Consider the following 22,035-nt stretch of genomic DNA (forward strand, 5'->3'; position numbering starts at 1 on the left):
TATGAATGACGATGTAAAAAAGCGCTTTGCAGCGCGATGTGCTGTCATAACCTGCTCCTGCTCCGGGCATCCCCGCCCGTGACAATGGATGATGGTGGGCTCAAAGCCCTATGACGGCAGGTCTCCTGGCTTGCGGATAATCGCTCCCATCTGCCTTCCCGTGTCTCTCAGCTTTTGCCGGTGGAACACAGTGGCATGACGCCTGTTGGCGTCACGAGGATGGACAGCAATCCGCTTACAGTTGCGGGGGCAGCCACGGTCTCGGTCCCTTTTCGGGTCGTCCTCACCGTGTTCCCTATTAATCCCCTTCACTCTCGGTCGGGGAACCGTCGTAACACTATTACGTTCCGATGCCCGACCGGTCAAGTGTTTCCATCCTGATCGAACAGGTTTCGACACACATAAAGCCATGGTTAACAAAGCGTTAATATCACATTGATTTTATTTAATGTTTCAAAATGCTGCCATTCATCTTCCGTTCACTCGTCTCCCAATAGTGTCCACCCCACAGCAAAGGAGAACATGATGTTCAAAAAAGTCATTCTTGCAGCCGTAGCCCTTTCCTTCATCGGCGCGCCGCTGGCAGCACAAGCACAGGATTATCAGCGCAAGCCGGGTCCGCACCGCATGGAGCAGAAGCCACGCCCGTCGCATGGCAAGGAATTTGGCCGTAATGATCGTCGTGATCATGGCCGTCAGCATTGGTCCAAGGGTCAGCGTTACAATGACTGGCGTCGTCATCCGGAAGTACGCGACTACAATCGCTACGGCCTCCGCCGTCCGGGTCCAGGCCAGCGCTGGGTGAAAGTCGACAACCAGTTCCTGCTGGTCACCACGGCAACGGGCATCATCGCTGGCATTCTCGCTGGCCGGTAAGCCCAGCCAGATTTGACCTCCAGTATTTAAAAGCAAAGGCCAGAGCTCAGCTCTGGCCTTTGTTGTTTTCCTGGAAAACTGCGACCGGAATTGGCTTACCAAACGTACATACGTCGATAAAACTCACTCGTAGCGGTCGGGTAAAGCGGCCTATCGATTGCGGGCTTTCATCAATATCCATATAAGAATGACCATCACAACAAGCCCAATGGCCAGACCAATAAGCCCACCATAAACCGCATCGGTGCTGCCACCGATCAATGCGCCAATGCCAGCCCCCAAAATCAGCAGGATAAGCGGTGGCATGCATCCGATCATTGCGAGGTCCTTGAATATAGCCTTCAAAGCCGCGAATGTAGCCAAGTTTGCTGCAAGCGACAACGGCGTCACGGCGAGATTGTCCAATCCCGCAGTAAACTCAATGTGTTAGTGAAATGGCCTGGGAGAGAAATGGTACGGTCGGTTGGAGTTGAACCAACGACCTCAGGAGCCACAATCCTGCGCTCTAACCAACTGAGCTACGACCGCGTACCTTTGCCGGTGTTAGCGCCTCAGCGCCGCCGACAGGGGGTCACATACGGAGAATCGATCCATATTGCAAGCGATTATAGCGCTCTTTTTTCATAAATTCCCAATTGTCGGATTCAATGTCGAATTCCACCCATATTCTACAGAGACTGGTAACCATTGCAGGCGGCTGGCTGTGAACAACCGAAATATCGGGCACAACCTGTAAAATTGCCATTCCGGCATTAACTAATGAAACAGAAAATCGGGCTCATACCGTATGGGAATATGGACCCGCGGCCTCAGTGAGCTTATTAACAGGCGGTTAATGGCTACGACGGGGCGGTCGAAAGAACAGATAAGGACCGGTATGTCTGGATCATACCCATTCATCGATATTGCCGCGCTGGACGCTATCCGCGAAGGCTTTGCCAAAGGCGATGCGCAGATCGTGCTGACACGCGATCTGTCGGCTGTGCTTTGGGTAAACGGCGCCGGAGCCAGACTGTTCGGCTTCGACCGTATCGAGGATATGATCGGCAGCGCAATCGATCTGCCTGTCGCCGCGCGCCGTCAGATCGCAGCCGCCAGCGACGATAACAGCGCAGAACCCCGCGCTGTGTCGGTGCGCCTTGGCGGCGGCCTGCGTTCGGAACTGACGCGCCTTTGGATTTCTCACATTGTTTTGCCTGATGGGGTGGCCGGTCTCGTGATCACCACCAGCGGCGTATCGAGCAATGCGGAAGATATCATCGCCGGTCTGAGCGATGACGACACACATGTCGCGCTGATCGATGACGACTGCAAGGTCATAGCGGCAAGCAAGCGCTTCGCCGCGCTCGATATTTCCGCCGCAACGCTTGAAGATCTGGTCGTGGAAGCAGCTGATACGTCTGACCGTATCGTCAAGCGTCGCATCCGTGCTGGCCGCCAGTCTGTACCGGGCGCAATCGCCCGGCTGATCGATGAACCCGCGCTGCATCTTCTGTGCATCGTCGCCGAAGCCCCCGCGCAGGTCGCGACGAAACCTGTTGTCCAGCAGCCTGAAGGCGCGGAAGAAATTCTTGAAGAGATGCTTCCTGAACAGGAAGCAACCGTTCAGGAAGAGACGGTCGCTGCGCCAGTGGCTGAAACCGTCAGCGAGCCTGCAGCGGAAACGCAAAAGCCGCAGGGCTTCCAGTTCGACCGCGATGCACCGCCTGCCCGCTTCATCTGGAAGACCAGTGCCGATGGCGTTTTCAGCGAAATTTCGCCGGAGTTCGGCATTACCGTCGGCCCCAATTCGGCGGATGTAACCGGACGCCGTTTCAGCGACGTCGCCAATGTGTTCGGCTTCGATCACGATGGCAGCATTGCCTCGCTGCTCAGCAAGCGCGACACATGGTCGGGCAAACGCCTGATGTGGCCGGTCGAAGGCACCAATCTGCGCGTGCCGGTGGAACTGGCCGCTCTGCCGGTCTATTCCCGCGATCGCGTGTTCATCGGCTTCCGCGGCTTTGGTCTGGTGCGCCCTGACGAAGCAGTGGAAGACCCGGAAGAGATCGGCCTCGCGCTGGCTGGCGGGATTCCGCAAAAGCGTAAGCCTGAAATTCAGGAAGCCGTCAACAACGATAGCTCTGACGACGATGTGCTGGCGCTGACCGAAGAAATCGCCAATGACGATCATCCCGGCGATACGCTGCCGAAGCCGCCTCTCAACATCGCGCCAACAGCCGGACGCCGCGATTCAGACAAGGTGATCAACCTTCTGAATACGGCTGCACAGGAAAAGGTCGCGGCTGATCAGGCGAAACTCCTGAAAGTCAGAGAGCGCGAACAACGTCCGGAAGGTGGACTGACCAAAACCGAGCGTAATGCGTTCCGCGAAATCGCAGACCGCCTGCGCAAGCAGGGTCTTTCCAGCTCGCAGGCTGACGCGGCTTCCAATGTGGTTGCTGACACTCCTGTCGCGGCACCGGAAGAAGTCGCCGCTGAATCAGCCCCGGCGGCACCAATTATCGAACCTGCCGTTCCGATTGCAGAAATTCCCGTTGAGCAGTCCACGGTTTCGCAGCGCGAAGAGCAGCAGGTCGAAAGCCCTGCCGACAACGATGCTCATGAACCGGCTGCCATCGACGAGACGGCCCTGCTTGCCAATCTGCCGGTTCCCGTAATCATTCATTCCGGCGACGAAGTGCATTACGTCAATCAGGCGCTGCTTGATCTCACCGGCTATGATGCCATTGAAGACATCCGCCATGCGGGCGGTGTGGAAGCGCTGTTCAACAGTGAAAGCGACGACCATGCGCCGCGTCAGGGCATGGTGTTGCGTCATGCCGATGGCAGCGAACAGCCGGTCGACGCACATCTGAATGCGATTGCATGGCAGGGCGGTCGCGCCTTGTTGCTGAGCCTCATGCCTGTTGTCGAGACGCCAGCCGCAATTGCGCCTGTCGAAGCAACCGTTCCGCAATCCGTCACCGATGATGAGGAAAAGCAGGCGCTGGAAGCCCATGTGGATGAGCTGAAAACCATCCTCGACACAGCGACCGATGGCGTCGTGCTGATCGACCCGGAAGGGCGCATCCGCTCCATGAACCATTCGGCATCCGCTCTCTTCGGCTATGATCGTGACGAGACGGAAGGCAAGTTCTTCTCCATGCTGTTCGCCATCGAAAGCCAGCGCGCGGCAATGGATTATCTGAGCGGACTATCCGGCAATGGCGTCTTGAGCGTGCTCAATGATGGACGCGAAGTGATCGGTCGTGAAGCCAAGGGCGGTTTCATCCCGCTCTTCATGACCATCGGCAAGCTGCCGCAGAAGCGGGGTTTCTGCGCCGTGCTGCGCGACATCACGCAGTGGAAGCGCACGGAAGAAGAACTGACAAATGCGCGCAAGGAGGCCGAACGCGCCTCCAACCAGAAAACCGATTTTCTGGCGCGTATCAGCCATGAAATCCGCACGCCGCTGAATGCCATTATCGGCTTTTCCGAGCTGATGGCTGACGAGAAATTCGGCCCCATCGGCAATGATCGCTATCGTGATTATCTGCGGGATATCAACCGCTCCGGCAATCATGTGCTGGCGCTCGTCAATGACCTGCTGGATATCTCCAAGATCGAGGCCGGTGGGCTTGAAATGCAGTTTGAAGCGGTGTCGCTCAACGATGCAATTGCCGAGGCCATTGCGCTGATGCAGCCGCAGGCAAACCGTGAGCGCATCATCATTCGCTCCAGCTTCCAGTCCAATCTGCCGGACATCGTCGCGGATGCGCGTTCGATCAAGCAGGTGGCGCTCAATCTCCTGTCCAATGCCGTGCGGTTTACCGCACCCGGCGGTCAGGTCATTGTCTCGACCAGCTATGAAATGAATGGCGACGTGGCAATGCGGGTGCGCGATACGGGCATCGGCATGACCAAGTCGGAAGTCGAGCAGGCGCTAAAGCCGTTCCGTCAGGTCAACGCTTCGCAGCGCCGCCAAAATGAACAGGCGCGCGACTGGCGCAATGAAGGCACCGGCCTCGGATTGCCGCTCACCAAGGCGATGGTTGAAGCCAACCGCGCCCAGTTCGCAATCGACTCGACGCCCGGTCGCGGCACTGTTGTGGAAATTCTTTTCCCGCCGACACGGGTTCTGGCTGACTGATCAGCTCCATCCCGATTTCCAAAAAAAAGCGCCGGGCAAAGCCGGCGCTACAAGAATCTCAGAGACAAAGACACAAAAGCAACTTGCAAGAGGATGCCGGAAACGGCGGCTCGATCATCACCCGTTGTGTTAACGCTTTCTCGCATAATGCCAGTTAATGCGACCTTAATTTCGTCGTTCAGAATTTACACATTCGTAGCGACTGTAAAATCAGGGTTAAATTTCAGACAGCAATTGATTAACCATAGCGCGTTGCCAGCAAAATTGTGACACGGTTTTGCGTCAGGAACGACGCGAAAGCAATTTCAGCGATTCCATTAAAGGAAGAACCGTTCTAAACCGAATCTGCGAAGGCGGCTTTGCTTTGTGGTGCTGCTCGTTTAAACCGGATTAAGAGGAATTAGGGATCGGATGGTTGATGCGCTGGCCTAAGTTCGCACGCCTTGTCATCGCGCTCGTCATTCTTTGTGCCGCGGCTGCAGCGACCTTGCTGGCCGTGGTGCCTTTCATCGTCTCGACCGATGCAATCCGCGTGCGCGTGGCGCAGGAAATCAGCGCCTGGACCGGCTATAGCGTCGAGCTGCGCGAAGCGCCTCGCCTGAAAGTCTTCCCCGTGCTGCGCGCATCGCTGAATGGCGTCACCTTGAGCAAGATGACCGAACAGGGCCAGAAGCCCTTCATGAGTGCGGCCCGCATTGACGTGGAACTGTCGCCACTCGATGCGATCATGGGGCATATTTCCTTCTCGGAAACGCAGATCGTGCGCCCGCATGTCAATCTCGACGGGCCGGTTTCCAATTTCCCTGCGCTGCTCGACGCCATTGCCAATTCCAACGGCCGTCTCGGTACGGCGATCCGTGCACAGCGCGCCTTGCAGCAGCGCGGCACAAACAACAACACGCAGGCCGCTGAACAGGCATCGCAGCCTTTCGGCCGCGTGGTGGTACGCGATGGAACGGTTTCATTTCCGCGCCCTGAAAATGGCGGCGGGAACGGTGGCGACCCCGCCAAGGATGAACAGCTGACCAATGTGAACATGACGCTGGAATGGCCCCAGACGTCGAGCGCGGCGACGCTGCGCGGCAGCGGTAAATGGCGCAATGAAGCCTCGCAGTTCAGCATCACAGCGGCACAGGCCCTGCCGCTTCTGGCAGGCGGCACCTCGGATGTGACGGCGAGCTTTACCGCCAATCCGCTGAGCCTTACCTTTCAGGGCAAGGCAAATATTTCGGAAGACCGCTTCTTCGAAGGCGATCTGAGCGCCAAGACGCCGTCTTTGAGCGGAGCGGTGCGCTGGCTGAGCCTGCCGCCTATCGCGGGCAGCTCACAGGTTGGTGCGTTTTCGCTCGATTCCACCATCACAGCCACGCCGAAACGCTGGAAATTTGCCGATGTGGAGATGAACGCTGGCGACAGTCCTGCCAAGGGCGTGATTGAAATCGGCCTCGAACAGGACCAGCCCGCTGTCACCGGCACGCTTGCCTTCGACAAGCTGGACCTTCGCAGCCTGTTCGCCGCTTTTGTGCCCCTGCCGGACACAACTGCGCGTGCGCCCAATGATCGTGGCAATACGGACGCCATCGATACGAGTTTCTTCGACCGTTCGGAGTTTGACCTTCGTCTTTCCGCCCAGAACGCCACGGCAGGCCCCGTCACGCTGACAGGCGTTGCAGCCGCGATCCAGATTCGCGGAGGTCGTGCGATTTTCGATATTGGTGATGCCAAGGGGTTCAACGGAACCTTGCAGGCCAATGTACAGATCGTCCGCGATCTCAAGAGCGCCACGGGCGAGCTGCGTTTTAACGCGAGCGACATCGAGAGCACGCAGTTCCTGACGACGCTTGGTTTCGACAAGCCGTTTATCAGCGGCAAAGGCAATGTCTCGCTGTTCATGAAAGGACCGGTCAATCGCTGGTCCGGCCTGCTTTCGAATGCGCAGGGCAATGTGTCCGTGCAGTTGAACAACGGTCAGATGCAGGGCTTTGCGGTTCAGGATTTTCTGACCAAGGCGCAGAGCGAGCGCTTCTTCGCGCTGGAGCGGAAAGACAATGTTGCGCTGGCTTTCAACCGGCTTGACCTCAAGGCCAATCTTTCCGACGGCGTGGCATCGCTGGAAAGCGCACGCCTCGACACATCGGACGGGACGCTCAATCTTGCTGGCATCGTGCCTTTCGTGGATCGCAGTCTTGCGCTGAGCGGCGAAGTCATCTTCCCCAACAGCCAGCCTGAAACGCCAGAACAGCAGCCGCAGGCCGGAGCGGAAGGTCAGCCAGCGCCAGCGCCCGCCGAGAATGAAACGCCCGCCAAGCCGCCATTGCATTTCTTCGTTGGCGGCTCGTGGGATCGCCCCTTCATCTCGCCATCGACAACCGGATTGGGGCAGTAAAGCCCCAATCAAAGCCAAGCATTTCCAGCAAAAGTGCGAAACGGTTTTGCGTAGGATAATGCGTCAAAACAAATAGATAGAGCGGTTCCAAGATTCCGTTTTAACCGGAACCGCTCTAACCCATACGGAATGCTGCCTGCTCATCGCGACGGCGCTGCACTTCGCGGCGCTTGTTGACGATAGATGCGATGATGACGCCTGTGGTTACCAGCGCAATCAGGATCGTACAGACCGCATTGATTTCCGGCGTCACGCCAAGGCGCACCTGACTGTAGATTTTCATCGGCAGCGTGGTGGCGCCCGGTCCGGAGGTGAAGCTTGCAATCACCAGATCGTCGAGCGACAGGGTAAAGGCCAGCATCCAGCCGGAAACCACGGCAGGCAGGATCACCGGCAGTGTGATCTTCATGAAGGTGGTGACCGGCGGCGCGCCGAGATCCATCGCCGCTTCCTCAAGTGAGCGATCAAAGCTGACCAGACGCGACTGCACCACGACCGCCACGAAACACATTGCGAATGTGATATGGGCCAGCGTGACCGTCCAGAAACCACGGTCGAAATTCATCGCCACGAAAAGCAGCAGCAGCGACAGACCGGTGATCACATCCGGCATGACCAGCGGTGCGTAGACCATGCCTGAAAACAGGATGCGACCGCGAAAGCGTGTATAGCGCGTCAGCGCCAGCGCCGCGAGCGTGCCCAGCACGGTTGCAATGGTGGCCGACAGGAAGGCGACACGGATCGTCACCCACGCCGCATCCATCAGCGCCTGATTGCGGAACAGCTCAACATACCATTTGGTCGAGAACCCCGCCCAGACCGTCACCAGCCGGGATTCATTGAACGAATAGATCACCAGCAGCACGATGGGCAGATAGAGGAAGGCGAAGCCCACAACCACCGATGCGATATTGAAACGGGACCAGGTGTTGTTCATCGCTTATTTCCCCTTTTCCTGCGCGCGTGCCTGCACCTGCTGGAAGATCACAATCGGCATGATCAGCAGGATCAGCAGCACCACCGCCACAGCGGACGATACCGGCCAGTCACGGTTGGAGAAGAACTCGCTCCAGATCGTTTTGCCGATCATCAATGTCTGCGATCCACCAAGAAGATCGGGGATCACGAACTCACCGACAGCCGGGATGAAGACAAGGAAACAGCCTGCCAGCACACCGGCAAGCGACAGCGGAAACGTGATTTTCCAGAACGCGGCAAACGGCGTGCAGCCCAGATCCTGCGCCGCTTCGATCAGCGAATAGTCCATCTTTTCCAGCGACGAATAGATCGGCAGCACCATGAAGGGCAGATAGGAATAGACGATACCGATAAAGACCGCCGTATCGGTGTTCAGAATGTTGAGCGGTGTATCGATTACGTTGAGCCACATCAGAAACTGGTTCAGCAGCCCTTCGGGCTTCAGAATACCGATCCACGCATAGACGCGGATCAGGAACGACGTCCAGAACGGCAGGATCACCAGCATCAGCAGCGTCGGGCGGATTGTCGTCGGCGCGCGCGCAATGCCATAGGCCATCGGATAGGCCACCAGCAGCGTCAGGAATGTCGAAATGGCCGCAATGCGAACGCTCGACAGATAGGCCTTGTAGTAAAGCGGGTCATCCAGCAGCCAGAGATAATTGGCGAATGAAAGCTGCTTGATCTTCTCCCAATTGGACGCAAAGCCCTGAGCCAGATCGAATGTCGGCATATAGGCCGGGATCGCCATCGCGACTTCCGACAGGGAAATCTTGAAGACGATGAAGAACGGGACGAGGAAGAATACCAGCAGCCAGAAATAGGGTATCGCAATGACGAGGCGGCTGGCGATGGAAGCAATCAGCTTCTGCATGGGGCAATCCTCACGCTGTGAGCACCAGACCGGCGTCGGTATCGAAGGAAACCCAGACGCGCTCGTCATAGGTCAGCGGATTTTCGGTCTTGCGCACCGCGTTGAGGCTGGCAGCCTTGATGGTGCGGCCATTGTCGAGGCGCACGTGGAAAACCGTCATATCGCCGAAATAGGCGATATCCCACAACTCACCTTCCACCGCGTTGACTGACGCTTCTTCCGGCTTGGTGCGCGAAATGCGGGTCTTTTCCGGGCGCACCGCATACCAGACCTTCTGGCCGGGATTGAGCTGCTCGCGGGTTTCGGTCTGGATATGGAAGCCGAATTTTTCGGTGGCGATTTCCGCCTCGCCATTGGCGGACTTCACCACTTCGCCTTCGATGATATTCACATTGCCGATGAAGTCGGCCACGAATTTGGAACGCGGCGCTTCATAGACTTCGGCTGGCGTCGCCACCTGCTTGATGCGGCCCTTGTCCATGACCGCAATACGGTCGGACATGGTCATGGCTTCTTCCTGGTCGTGGGTCACGACCATGAAGGTCATGCCAAGCTTGACCTGCAAATCCATCAGTTCGAACTGGGTTTCTTCGCGCAGCTTCTTGTCGAGCGCACCAAGCGGTTCGTCCAGCAGCAGCACCTTGGGGCGCTTGGCGACAGAGCGGGCGAGCGCGACGCGCTGGCGCTGGCCGCCCGACAACTGATGCGGCTTGCGCTTGCCATATTGCTCCAGCTTCACGAGCTTGAGCATTTCCGCAACGCGCGCATCGATTTCCGATTTCGCCATGCCATCCTGCTTGAGGCCGAAGGCGATATTGCTCTCAACCGTCATATGCGGAAACAGAGCATAGGACTGGAACATCATGTTGACGGGGCGTTTATAGGGCGGGATGCCGCGCATATCCTGACCGTCCAGCGTGATACGGCCCGATGTCGGCTCCTCGAAGCCTGCCAGCATGCGCATCAGCGTGGTCTTGCCACAGCCGGACGCACCGAGCAGCGCAAAGAACTCGCGGTTGAAAACATTCAGCGACAGATCATCGACAGCGGTGAAATCGCCGAAGATTTTCGTCACATTCTCGAAAGAAATGTAGGGCTTGGCCGCCGCGTCATTCCAAGGCGCAAATTTGCGGCGAAAGCTGCCAAAAGATTCCATACCGTTCCCCTATCCGATCTACCCGGAACCAAAAGCCACCTCAAAACGAGACTGCTTTCGATGATTATGCAGCATTTACAAGACGTAGAGCGGCCCTCTGTCCAACAGTGAGCCGCTCTTCACAATGTCATATGCGGGTCATACCCCGGCATAGCGTTCGATTATTACTGGCCTGTGACGATCTTGGTCCAGGCGCGGGTCACCACGCGCTGGGTCTTGGTGTCATAAGGCGTCGGCACGAACAGCTTCTTCATGACGTCTGCGGTCGGGTAGATCGCCGGATCTTCAAGGATGTCCTTGTTGATGAATTCCTGCGAAGCCTTGTTGCCGTTCGCGTAGAACACATAATCCGAAGCCTTGGCCGCCACTTCCGGACGCATGATATAATTCATGAATTCCAGCGCTTCCGGCACGTGCTTGGCATCGGCCGGGATTGCCATCTGGTCGAACCACATCAAAGCGCCTTCCTTCGGGATCGAATAGCCGATCTCGACGCCCTGCTTGGCCTTCTCGGCGCGATCACGTGCCTGGAAAATGTCACCCGAATAGCCGATGGCCATGCAGATATCGCCATTGGCCAGTGCATTGATATATTCCGACGAGTGGAACTTGCGAATATTCGGGCGGATCTTGAGATAGAGATCCTGCGCCTTCTGCAAGTCGTCCGGCGACGGAGAATTCGGATCAAGGCCGAGATAGTTCAAAGCCGGACGCAGCATTTCGCTGGCGGAATCCAGAAGATAGATGCCGCAATCCTTCAGCTTTGCCGACTTTTCCGGATCAAACAGCACGTCCCACGAATCGATAGTGTCGGTGCCCAGCGCTTCCTTGATCTTGGCCTTGTTATAGCCAATGCCGGTCGTGCCCCACATATAATTGACCGAGTATTCGTTGCCCGGATCGTAGGTTGCGGCGCGGCTCGAAATCTCGTCCCACATATTCTTGAGGTTCGGCAGCTTGTCCTTGTCGAGCTTCAGGAACACGCCAGCGGGAATCTGGCGACCGAGAAATTCGCCCGACGGAACAACGAGATCATAGCCGCTGCCACCGGCCAGAAGCTTGGTTTCGAGGATTTCGTTGGAATCATAGACGTCATAGACGACCTTGATCCCGGTTTCCTTGGTGAAATCCTTCAGGATGGAGTCGTCGATATAATCCGACCAGTTGTAGATATTGACCACCCGCTCCTGTGCGCTGGCGGAGAATGTGGCGGCGGCAACAACGCTCGTCACGACGGTGGTGGCCAGAAGGAAGGATTTGATCCCCATTATTTGCTCCATTCTACACGCTCATTTCCGGTGCAGGTACAGGTTGGATATACTATTCCTTGATTGCACTTTTTTAGATTGCACCGGTTTCGTCAACCGCCTCCGGCCACGACGAACATAAAAAATTGCAACCTGAACGCTGCTAGGGGGTGATGAGATTTTGGCTGTGCTGAGCCGAAATATCGCGCCTCTACTGGAAATCGAAGGCCGATAGCCCCGCCACCATTTCATCCAGCCCCAAAGGGCGGGTCAAAGGCGGCTCGGCACGGGTGACGCAGCCTTGCCGCTCGCACAGACGACAAGCCGGACCAATCTCGGTATTGCCCGCCGTTGCGATCGCTGCGCCGTAAACGGTTTCCTCCCCCGCCTCCAGCGCGCAGCCCAGCAGGATAGCGGTGCGGCGCGGACGCTCATTGAATGCGCCTTGCGGCCCTTCCAAAGTGCGCGCGACGGTCAGAAATGCGGTGCCGTCCGGCAGTTCCGTTGGTTCGACCAGCACCTGACCAGCCTGCGCGAAAGCCGCATAGACCGGCAGTTTGGGACATTGCCCGCCAAAGCGCGTCGGAAAGCCCTCGGCGCCTGCGACGCGCAACCGGTTACCGGCATGGTCGATTTCCATCACAAAAAACGGCAGAGCGCTCGCCCCCTGCCTCTGCAAGGTGGTGAGACGGCTCGCCGCCTGCTGGAACGAGACCCCGAACCGCGAGCGCAATGCATCGACATCATAGCGCATCCGCACTGCGGCATCGCGAAACTGGCGATAGGGCATCATCAACGCCTGAGCGGCATAACGCGCCAGCTCGAACCGGGCGATACGCTTTGCTTCACCGGACGATAGTTTCAGCCCTTCCGTCTCCGCGCCGATCACCACCTGCATACGGATGAGCGCCGCTTCCATGGCGATCTCCTGCAACTGATCGAAGGGCGACAGACGTTCTGAAATGAACAGGCGTTGCGAATGGCGATCATAGCGCCTGCGCCAGTTGGGCATGGTCGCGACCGGCAATGTGCGCACTGTAATGCCATGTTCGCGCCGCAGCCATTCTTTCAAGGCTGCCGACAGATCGCCATCCGGTTTCAACAGCGCGAAAAAGCTCTCCGCCTCTTCTTCGATACGTGGATAGTGATTGGGACGTCGCGCCATGACATCGCGCACTTCATCCAGCGGCAGGCGTGTGGCGGATAGCTGCGCCGCACTTCCCTCATGAGACAGCAATTGCGACAGATCAGACAGGCGCTGCTGCTGCTCGCGATAGGCCCGGTAGAGCTTGATGATGCCAACTGCGGCGTTGGGCGCGGCTTCGCCGATTTCCACCAGCTCCTGATCGCCCGGCAATTCGCCGGTCAAAAGCGGATCGGAAAATACTTCCTTCAATCCGGTGATCGTCGCGCCGCTTTCGGCCTGCAAACTATCCAGATCGAGCTTGTAAACGCTGGCGAGCCGCAACAACAGCTGCACCGTCAAGGGCCGCTGGTTGCGCTCGATCAGATTGAGATAAGACGGCGAAATGCCAAGCGCCTCGGCCATGGCCGTCTGCGTCAGGGACCGCTCGTTGCGAATGCGCCTGATGCGCGGCCCGGCAAAAATCTTGCGTTCGCTCAACTCCGTCCTCCCAAACCCGCAATGGCGAGTTTTACAATTCATGACAAAATAGCTGCAAAGTCACGCTTTGACAATCTTTACAAATTTACAGAGTGCCTTCGTCAAATATCCGACAGCTTAACTTCAATTTTTGAGCGCTTTTGCTGCTTTTTCTGGCTCACCACTCAATGCGAATGTAAATTCAGTCACAGAAAGAGCAGCGACTAACCGCTCTTCGAGAACCAGTGACAAGTGTGAGGAGACACCGAAATGACAGATTTTTACAGCCTTATTCCTTCGGCGCCCAAGGGTCGTTTCGACGGTATCGAACGTGCGCATACGGCCGAAGATGTAAAGAGGCTGCGTGGTTCGGTGGAGATCAAGTATTCGCTGGCTGAAATGGGCGCGAACCGCCTCTGGAAGCTGATCAATGAGGAAGATTTCGTCAATGCGCTGGGCGCACTTTCCGGCAATCAGGCCATGCAGATGGTTCGCGCCGGACTGAAGGCGATCTACCTCTCCGGCTGGCAGGTTGCAGCAGATGCCAACACGGCATCAGCCATGTATCCGGACCAGTCGCTTTATCCGGCCAATGCGGCCCCGGAACTGGCCAAGCGCATCAACAAGACCTTGCAGCGCGCCGACCAGATCGAAACCGCTGAAGGCAACGGACTTTCGGTCGACACCTGGTTTGCACCCATTGTTGCCGACGCCGAAGCAGGTTTTGGCGGCCCGCTGAACGCCTTTGAAATCATGAAAGCCTTCATCGAGGCCGGTGCGGCAGGCGTGCATTATGAAGACCAACTCGCTTCGGAAAAGAAGTGCGGCCATCTTGGCGGCAAGGTTCTGATCCCGACGGCAGCGCATATCCGCAACCTCAACGCGGCGCGCCTTGCGGCAGACGTGATGGGAACGGCCACGCTGGTCATCGCCCGCACGGATGCGGAAGCTGCCAAGCTTCTGACCTCGGATATCGACGAGCGCGATCAGCCCTTCGTTGATTACGATGCGGGCCGCACGGCGGAAGGCTTCTATCAGGTGAAGAACGGCATCGAGCCATGTATCGCCCGTGCGATTGCCTATGCGCCTTATTGCGATCTGATCTGGATGGAAACATCCAAGCCCGATCTCGAACAGGCTCGCCGCTTCGCGGAAGCCGTGCACAAGGCGCATCCGGGCAAGAAGCTCGCCTATAACTGCTCGCCGTCGTTCAACTGGAAGAAGAACCTCGACGACGCCACGATTGCCAAGTTCCAGCGTGAGCTGGGCGCGATGGGCTACAAGTTCCAGTTCATCACGCTGGCCGGTTTTCACCAGCTCAACTTCGGCATGTTCGAACTGGCACGCGGCTACAAGGACCGGCAGATGGCAGCCTATTCCGAACTGCAACAGGCGGAATTTGCAGCTGAAGCCAATGGCTACACCGCGACCAAGCATCAGCGCGAAGTCGGCACCGGCTATTTCGATGCCGTATCGCTCGCAATCACCGGCGGCCAGTCTTCGACCACCGCCATGAAGGAATCGACTGAAACAGCACAGTTCAGACCGGCTGCCGAGTAGCAGTCAGTAATCAAACAGGAGGAACAGTTCCATGAATTCGCCAGCACGCGTCAAGGAAAGAGCAGAAGAACAATCGTCAAGCATGTCCACGGATCAGCAGACCGTTATCCGTATGCTCGCCAACGATCTGCATCGCCTCAACTACACCGTCATGAAGGCGGTCGAGGCAGGCGTTTCGGTGGAACTGGTCCGCTCCGCACGGCATCATGGTGGAGACGGCAACTGGGGTGATCTTCTGATCCCCGTTATCGTCACCCACGACAAATGATCACGATCCTGACAATCGCCGTCGCCACCGTGCTTCTTGATCTTGCCGTTGGCGACGGCAGACAACCCATCCCGGTCATTGCTTTCAAAAGGCTTTGACCACCCTCACCCAATGCCTTCTTCGTCTTCACTCCGCTCCCTGGCTGCCCCTTCAGCCGGGGATTTTTTTAGACCGCGCGTCCGTTTCAAAAAATCCTTCATTCTCCAAATTTCGCATAATTGCGAATATAAAATTAATTCAATATTGGATATCGAAGTATAATTTAATCCATGTTTTTAATAAAAGCGCAGAAATACAAATGGAGAGGAAAATGAAGAAATACATATTACTTGTTTCAATTGTCTATATTGCGACAATTACACAAGCCAATCATTCGATTGCGCAAGAATTGACCTCGATCAACCATCACGAACAATCTTCCCGCGGCCTTATCAACGATTTTTTCTGTTTTTACGATAATGGCTTCTTCGATCCCGCTTGCTGGATCTCATAACAGCTGACAATCGGGAAAGCCGCCATAAGGGGGCTTTCCTGTTGCATCAGCGCGTAGATGTTCCGACACACCGAACAAAACTCAAGGATAGCCATTTGAACGCCCTGCTCGTATTTCTTACAATAGTGCTCATACCCTTGGCATTCGGCTCAGAATTTTCTGTTGTTCAAAACGCTGCTGCGGGCCAAGCGGGGATGCGGCAAGCATCTGCTCCAGACTCTGTCGATCTGAAACTTCCAATCTGCATCACTGATCGGGAACTATGCGATCCGCGCAAATCGGGACGATAACGAAGCACCGAAAGCACCGATCTCACATCAGCAGATAATCGACAGGCCGCGGGAGGTCCGGCAGATTGACCTCCCCCAGGGCTTCCCGCAGGTTGATTTCAATCGTATCGGCAATTGCCTCTATCGGCAGAACATTTGGCAAGACACCGAAAGGCTCTTCCAGTTCATCGCCCAGCGCATCGAGGCCGAAGAATGTATAGGCCACCAGCGTCGTCGCAAAAGGTGTGCCCCAGCCCAGCATGTCGGCAAAGCCGAACGGAATGAAGAAACAGAACAGATAAGCCGTGCGGTGCAAAAGCAGCGTATAGCCGAAAGGCACAGGCGTGAAGCGCAACCGCTCGCATGCCGCCTGTATCTCCGCCAGCGCACTGACCGAATTGTCGAGGGTCTGGAAATCGATCGGCTGGATATCGCCTTTTGCCCGCAGACCGGCCAGCACACCACCGAGCTTGCGCAGGATGAAGTCAGGTCCGTTGCGGCTCGCGGCCACGGCGGCACGTTCATCCGCTGACAGCCATTTATCCCGCTTTGCGGTGCTGTTGCCCGGACGAAGATGGACAACCATCGCCTGAGAAAACCCTATGCTGTAATGCAGCAATCTGGCGCGTGCGCCTTCTGCACCCGGCACGACATCCAGAAACATCGTCTGGCGCGCGAGATTACGCGTCGTATAGACCAACTTGCCCCAGATTTTGCGCGCTTCCCACCAGCGGTCGTAACAAGCATTGTTGCGAAAGCCGAGAAAGATCGAGAGCGCAATACCCAGCAAGGCGAAAGGCGTACCGTTGTTGAATGCGGGCACCCAGCCCGGAAAGGCATGATGCCCCGCCACAACGAGCATCGACAGCAGAAATACTGCGCATATCTGCGGCAGTATACGCACCACAATGGAGCCTTTGACGATAAAGAAGAGCTGCCACAAGGGCGGGCGCGGGCGAACGATCATAGTATTTCAGTCCGGGAGCAAAGCGATCCGCAAATAAAGCGGGACTAAACAGGCTATACACCCTTCTGACCGCGAATGGCGAGCAGGAAGACCATCACAATCCTGTATTTTCTGCCCGTAGAATGCTGCACCGATCCCGATCATCTTGTGCGTTCAACACAGCCATGATCGCGCAGGATAAAAATGACGGTTCAGTCTTTCATTGATAGTGTCGCTCTAAAGACCGGCATCGACCCTGCGGTCGCCGAACGCGTTGCAGGGATCATGTTTTCCGTCGTTCAGCACGAAAGACCTGATCTTGGCGCACGCCTGTTCGCCAAAATTCCGGGCGCTGAAGAACTGGCTAACACCAATGACGTCATGACCAAAAACGCGGAAGGCGGCCTGCTGAGCTGGGTTGCCAATGCCGCCAGCAATTTGGCGGGCGAGAGAATCGGCGCTTTGTTGAAAGGCCTCGCGGCACTCAAAGCGAGCGGCCTGACGATGGAACAGATCAAGCAGGTTGGCTTGCAGGCGCTCAGCCATGTTCGGGAACTGGACAGCCTTCTCGCTGACGAGCTTAAAGCCCATTTTCGCAGTTTGAAGGCACGGTTCGGCCTTTGAAAGCAGAGCCCTGTTGCCCAAATAGCGGCAGTTTTCCGATATCCAAAAAAGCCTGCTGCCCCCATTTGTCAACCACAGCCGACGCAGCTATCATGCGTATATCGAAATCATTTTCTGGTGATGGATGTCTGCTGATACGACGGAAAAGAAGGTTACGCGTGCGCCGCGTCGCCGTACGCCTGCCTATGTCAAATCCCTGCGCGGGGTGAAGAACTGGAAGCAGGCAACCGAATGGCTAGCCTGGCGGGATATCGAAGACATCGAATGCATCACCCCCGATCAAGCGGGGGTTGCGCGCGGCAAGATGATGCCGTCCAAGAAATTCACGTCCAACACATCGCTGGCGCTGCCGTCGGCTGTCTTCATGACGACAATTTCCGGCGACTACCCCGAAGACGGCTACGGCTTCCATTATCCGGAAGACGATGGCGATCTGCGACTATTGCCCGACCTTTCCACCCTGTCGGCTGTTCCTTGGGAAAGCGATCCGACAGCGCAGGTGATCTGCGATCTGGTCTATCAGGACGGGCGCGCCGTTGAATTCACCCCGCGCAACGTGCTGCGCAATGTCGTTGCAGCTTACAACAAGCGCGGCCTGAAGCCGGTCGTGGCACCGGAAATCGAATTCTATCTGGTGCGCAAGAACCCCGACCCGGATTATCCGCTGACCCCGCCGGTCGGCCGGTCGGGCCGCGCCATCGGCGGCGGACAAGGCTATTCGATTGCGGGCGTCAACGAATTTGACGAACTCATCGACGATATCTACCACTTCTCCGAAGGTCAGGGTCTGGAGATCGACACGCTGATCCACGAAGAAGGCGCCGGTCAGCTGGAAATCAACCTGCGCCACGGCGATCCTGTCGAACTGGCCGATCAGGTTTTCCTGTTCAAGCGCACGATCCGCGAGGCGGCGCTCAAACATGACATGTATGCCACCTTCATGGCCAAGCCCATTCAGGGTCAGCCAGGCTCGGCGATGCATATCCACCAGTCGATCATCGACAAGAAGACGGGCCGCAACATTTTCACCAATGAAGATGGCAGCGAAAGCGAGGCGTTCCGCCACTTTATCGGCGGCATGCAGCGCCACGTGCCGAATGCTCTGGTGATGTTTGCGCCCTATGTGAATTCCTATCGTCGCCTGACGCCGGATGCCTCCGCGCCGGTCAACGTCAAATGGGGCTACGACAACCGCACGACAGCGTTCCGCGTTCCGCGCTCCGACCCCAATGCGCGCCGCGTGGAAAACCGCATCCCCTCCTCCGACGCCAATCCTTATCTGGCGCTGGCGGCTTCGCTGGCCTGCGGCCTGATCGGTCTCGTCAACAAGGTCGAGGCGGAACAACCCGCAACGACAAGCGTCAACACCAAGGAAGTGGAACTGCCGCGCGGCCTGATCGATGCTGTGGAATTGTTCGAAAAGGACGACGAACTGCGCAATCTGATCGGCAGTTCCTTCGTCACGACCTATGCCGCCATCAAGCGCGCCGAGTTCGAAACCTTCATGGAAGTCATCAGCCCGTGGGAACGTGAGTTCCTGTTGCTCAATGTGTAGGTTAGGGGAGTAGGGGAGTAGGGGAGTAGGAAATATGCGGGGGCATATATATGACAATCAATTCATATCGCGATATTCTTGCATGGCAGCAAGCAATGGAGCTGGTAACGGCAGTCTATAAATCTACGGAGATATGGCCGAAAGAAGAGATCTATGGACTGACAAGTCAGGTGCGTCGCGCTGCAGTATCAGTTCCGGCGAATATAGCGGAAGGTTACGGGCGGGATACACGTGGCGCTTATCAGCAGTTTTTGCGCATTGCGCAAGGTTCGTTGAAAGAAGTGGAAACCCACATACTGATTGCTGAGAGATTGGGATTTATCAAACAAGATACCATCGATCCAATTATGGCGAAGAGTGAGAGTATTGGAAAATTGCTTAGACTTCTCATTCGCAAACTATCGGACGGCTAACATACTCCCCTACTCCCTTAATCCCTTAAAGCACGCGGAATCGCCGATGCCCTACCAGTCCCCAATCTCCCCCGGCCTCTCGTGGTATGAAGCGAGTGTGCCGGAGCGGCCTGAATATTCAGAGCTTGACGGTTCGCGGCAGGCCGATGTCGTCATCATCGGCGGCGGCTATACGGGACTTTCCGCTGCCTACCAACTGGCGAAACAGGGCGCGGATGTGGTTCTGATCGAAGCCGAACGTTTCGGCGACGGCGCATCGGGCCGCAATGGCGGCCAGTTCGGCACCGGCCAGCGCACATGGGCAGAAGAGCTGGAAGCCGAATATGGCTTTGAGCGCGCCAAGGCCCTGTTCGACGTTGCCGAAGAGGCGAAAGCCCATCTGCTGGCCTTCGCGAGCGAGCACCAGATTGATATGGACTATGTGCCCGGCCAAATCTCCGTCGTGCACAAGCCGCGCTATCTCAAGCAATATGAGCGCCACGCGGAACTGATGCAGAGCCGCTTCAACTACCCGCATTTGCGTTTCATCGGGCGCGATGAAACGGCAGCCTTGCTGGGGTCCAGCCGCTATCACGGCGGCGTCTACGATGCCGGAACCGGCCACATACACCCGCTGAAGCTGCTCATCGGCACCGCCAAGGCGGCAAAAGCCGCTGGCGCGAAGCTCTATGAGAATACCAGGGCAACCGGGATAACCACGACCAGCGGGCGCGTGGAAGTCGCGACGACACGCGGCACGATTGTTGCGAAAAACGCCTTCATCGCCGTCAATGCCTATGGCGGCACGCTGGAGCCGATCAGCGCATCGCATGTCATGCCGATCCGCTCCTTCATCGGCGCGACAGTGCCGCTTGGCGATGACAGCCCGGTCATACCAGGTGGCGAGTCGATCGACGATTCCCGCTTTGTGGTCCGCTATTTCCGCCGCTCGAAAGACGGACGCCTGCTGTTTGGCGGTCGCGAAGCCTATACGGCAGACAATCCGCGTGAAATCAGCACGCATATTCGCCGCCAGATCGCGGAAATCTATCCCGCGCTTGCCAATGTCGAGATCACCCATGCCTGGGGCGGTTCGGTCGGCATAACCATGCCGCGCCAGCCTTTTGTCCGCGAAGTCATGCCGGGCGTCATTTCGGCAGGCGGCTATTCCGGCCATGGTGTGATGCTGGCGAATTTCATGGGTAAGCTCTATGCGGACAGCATTTCCGGCAAGCTCGAGAAGCTCAAACTGTTTGAAGAACTGCGCATTCCGGCCTTCCCCGGCGGACGCACACTCCGCGCGCCGCTCCTCTTCCTTGCGCTGTCATGGTACGCACTGATGGATCGTCTATAAAAATAGAGGCGAGGCGCCAATGGGCGCCTCGCCTTTCTTCGGCCTGCATTTTTGCAGGCCGCTCCCCTAAAAGCACATCCCGAAAAGTGTGAAACACGCTCTCACACTACAATTGCAAATTCGTCAGGCCGTGGCGAAACGAGTGATTTTCGAGCACCGGCGCGGAGCGTACTTTTGGGTACGTGAGCACCGGCGCGCAGGAAATTGCTCGTTGCAGCCCGGCATGGCGAAGAATGCAACTGTAGTGCTAAGCAGCGCGCTCCCCGGCCCTCAAAGCCAGACGCTGATAGGTCTCTTCCACCACATCACGCATCGGCAACATGCCGCTGAGACACAACAATGCGCGCATATGTTCACGTCCGCCCTCGTAACCCATGATCGGCGCGAAGGGCTGCATCACGATGTTCGGCTCGTCTGCATAGAGCTGCTGATACTCGGCAAAATTCATGAAGCTCTTATAGCTGTCGCCAAGCTGCAGATAGGTTTCAACCGCAGCCCCTTCGGCAAATATCGCCTCATGGCTGTCGAGGAGAACATTGTAGTAATCGATGGATTGATCCATCGCCACACGGGTAATCGATCGTCCATTCACCAGATCCTTGGCGCGGATCAAAACGCCGTCGATGAAAAGCGCATGATTGGGTGATAGATAAAGATCGCGACGCGGTGTCATGCGGTCGAGCGCATGGCTGGCAATGCGGATCGGCATCACGTCTTCACCCCATTCGGCACCGCCCTTTCTGTATCGCTGCCAGCCGACCCATTTCACCGGCACGACCTTGCAATCAGCAGTCACGACAAGGTCGCCAACGGCGAGGTTTTCCACGGCAACCGGTCCGCTCATGGTTTCAACCAGCGTCCCCTTCAGCAGACAATTGGTGCCGCCGCTACCGCCGTCGCTACCGCCATCCTCCCACCATTTGGTTCCCAAGGCGCGGGCTGGCGTTGTTAGCGACGACGCGAGTGCGCCAATCGCTGCGGCCCTTGCGGCGGCAGCCCCCGCCACGCCCAGAAAATGGCGTCGCGCTCGGTTGCGCGGTGAATGCCTGTTTTGTTGTTCTGTCGACATAAATCCCTCCGCTCCATCTGTCTGTTACGACGCATCGTCAGCGAAGCGCCGCGCGCTTTTGCCGGAAATGCGGTTGAACATCGGCCTGAAAACCAGTGCGGAGTTTTGCAAAGCACGATGCGCAGATTGAAAACCCGAAACGACGCTCGCCATTGCGTGGAAATTCGTCGTTTCGATCGCTTTGCCCCAAGACTACGGTTCTGATCTTAGCTGATCATTCCGCGCTGAATATTCCGGCAAAACGGACGAAATC

At 57.0% G+C, this 22,035-nt stretch carries 17 protein-coding genes, 1 tRNA gene and 1 riboswitch; of the genes, 9 read left to right on the forward strand and 9 right to left on the reverse strand.

Annotated elements, in window-relative coordinates; all coding sequences use genetic code 11:
• Positions 1-97 precede the first annotated feature (97 nt).
• Positions 98-346, reverse strand: a riboswitch (cobalamin riboswitch).
• A gap of 179 nt (positions 347-525) precedes the next feature.
• The gene (locus tag FHW03_RS11705) at positions 526-876 is read left to right on the forward strand and encodes an RcnB family protein (RefSeq protein ID WP_182520857.1); all 351 of its coding nucleotides are present in this window, start codon (positions 526-528) and stop codon (positions 874-876) included.
• Positions 877-1,026: 150 nt separating this feature from the next.
• Here FHW03_RS11705 and FHW03_RS11710 read toward each other — a convergent pair whose 3' ends face one another.
• Entirely contained in the window at positions 1,027-1,182 is a 156-nt protein-coding gene (locus tag FHW03_RS11710; protein ID WP_182520862.1) for a hypothetical protein, read from the reverse strand.
• Positions 1,183-1,327: 145 nt separating this feature from the next.
• A tRNA-His gene (locus tag FHW03_RS11715) sits at positions 1,328-1,404 on the reverse strand.
• 349 nt (positions 1,405-1,753) lie between these two features.
• Between FHW03_RS11715 and pdhS the strand changes: the two genes are divergently transcribed.
• Both pdhS and FHW03_RS11725 read left to right on the forward strand, forming a co-directional pair.
• Positions 1,754-5,008: a cell-division control histidine kinase PdhS gene (gene pdhS, locus FHW03_RS11720; RefSeq protein ID WP_182520774.1), complete on the forward strand. Its 3,255-nt coding sequence runs from the start codon at positions 1,754-1,756 to the stop codon at positions 5,006-5,008.
• Between the two features lie 418 nt (positions 5,009-5,426).
• Positions 5,427-7,394: an AsmA-like C-terminal region-containing protein gene (locus FHW03_RS11725; RefSeq protein ID WP_182520775.1), complete on the forward strand. Its 1,968-nt coding sequence runs from the start codon at positions 5,427-5,429 to the stop codon at positions 7,392-7,394.
• A gap of 115 nt (positions 7,395-7,509) precedes the next feature.
• On the opposite strand, the gene FHW03_RS11730 is transcribed toward FHW03_RS11725, so the two are convergent.
• From FHW03_RS11730 to FHW03_RS11750, 5 genes are all read right to left on the reverse strand, one after another.
• On the reverse strand, positions 7,510-8,331 hold the full coding sequence (locus FHW03_RS11730; RefSeq protein WP_182520776.1) for an ABC transporter permease subunit: 822 nt from the start codon (positions 8,329-8,331) through the stop codon (positions 7,510-7,512).
• Positions 8,332-8,334: 3 nt separating this feature from the next.
• Positions 8,335-9,246 carry an ABC transporter permease subunit gene (locus FHW03_RS11735; protein WP_182520777.1) on the reverse strand — a complete coding sequence of 304 codons (912 nt, stop codon included), beginning with the start codon at positions 9,244-9,246 and terminating at the stop codon, positions 8,335-8,337.
• A 10-nt stretch (positions 9,247-9,256) separates the two neighbouring features.
• The gene (locus FHW03_RS11740; protein WP_138784911.1) at positions 9,257-10,402 is read right to left on the reverse strand and encodes an ABC transporter ATP-binding protein; all 1,146 of its coding nucleotides are present in this window, start codon (positions 10,400-10,402) and stop codon (positions 9,257-9,259) included.
• Between the two features lie 164 nt (positions 10,403-10,566).
• Positions 10,567-11,670 (reverse strand): polyamine ABC transporter substrate-binding protein, encoded by a 1,104-nt coding sequence (locus tag FHW03_RS11745; protein ID WP_182520778.1) that lies wholly within the window; start codon positions 11,668-11,670, stop codon positions 10,567-10,569.
• Between the two features lie 190 nt (positions 11,671-11,860).
• Positions 11,861-13,273, reverse strand: coding sequence for a helix-turn-helix domain-containing protein (locus FHW03_RS11750; protein ID WP_182520779.1), 1,413 nt, complete (start codon positions 13,271-13,273; stop codon positions 11,861-11,863).
• A gap of 249 nt (positions 13,274-13,522) precedes the next feature.
• On the opposite strand from FHW03_RS11750, the gene aceA reads away from it, so the two are divergent.
• On the forward strand, positions 13,523-14,812 hold the full coding sequence (aceA, locus tag FHW03_RS11755) for an isocitrate lyase (RefSeq protein ID WP_182520780.1): 1,290 nt from the start codon (positions 13,523-13,525) through the stop codon (positions 14,810-14,812).
• Between the two features lie 31 nt (positions 14,813-14,843).
• The gene (locus FHW03_RS11760; RefSeq protein WP_078339793.1) at positions 14,844-15,080 is read left to right on the forward strand and encodes a hypothetical protein; all 237 of its coding nucleotides are present in this window, start codon (positions 14,844-14,846) and stop codon (positions 15,078-15,080) included.
• Between the two features lie 805 nt (positions 15,081-15,885).
• Here the strand turns inward: FHW03_RS11760 and FHW03_RS11765 are convergent.
• Positions 15,886-16,809, reverse strand: a complete 924-nt coding sequence (locus FHW03_RS11765) for a bestrophin family protein (protein ID WP_182520781.1) — start codon at positions 16,807-16,809, stop codon at positions 15,886-15,888.
• A gap of 183 nt (positions 16,810-16,992) precedes the next feature.
• Between FHW03_RS11765 and FHW03_RS11770 the strand changes: the two genes are divergently transcribed.
• The 4 genes from FHW03_RS11770 to FHW03_RS11785 all read left to right on the forward strand — a co-directional run bounded on the left by FHW03_RS11770 (position 16,993) and on the right by FHW03_RS11785 (position 20,713).
• On the forward strand, positions 16,993-17,412 hold the full coding sequence (locus tag FHW03_RS11770; RefSeq protein WP_182520782.1) for a DUF2267 domain-containing protein: 420 nt from the start codon (positions 16,993-16,995) through the stop codon (positions 17,410-17,412).
• 124 nt (positions 17,413-17,536) lie between these two features.
• Complete coding sequence (locus tag FHW03_RS11775; protein WP_182520783.1) at positions 17,537-18,967, forward strand: glutamine synthetase family protein; 1,431 nt, start codon at positions 17,537-17,539, stop codon at positions 18,965-18,967.
• 50 nt (positions 18,968-19,017) lie between these two features.
• A complete protein-coding gene (locus tag FHW03_RS11780; protein ID WP_151591800.1) occupies positions 19,018-19,380 on the forward strand; it encodes a four helix bundle protein in 363 nt (120 codons plus the stop codon).
• A gap of 46 nt (positions 19,381-19,426) precedes the next feature.
• Positions 19,427-20,713, forward strand: coding sequence for an FAD-binding oxidoreductase (locus tag FHW03_RS11785; RefSeq protein WP_182520784.1), 1,287 nt, complete (start codon positions 19,427-19,429; stop codon positions 20,711-20,713).
• A 247-nt stretch (positions 20,714-20,960) separates the two neighbouring features.
• Here the strand turns inward: FHW03_RS11785 and FHW03_RS11790 are convergent, their stop codons facing one another.
• Positions 20,961-21,782, reverse strand: a complete 822-nt coding sequence (locus FHW03_RS11790; RefSeq protein ID WP_182520785.1) for a Hint domain-containing protein — start codon at positions 21,780-21,782, stop codon at positions 20,961-20,963.
• Positions 21,783-22,035: the final 253 nt, after the last annotated feature.

The organism is Ochrobactrum sp. RH2CCR150 (genome assembly GCA_014138095.1).
In the GTDB taxonomy this organism is placed as follows: Bacteria; Pseudomonadota; Alphaproteobacteria; order Rhizobiales; family Rhizobiaceae; genus Brucella; species Brucella gambitense.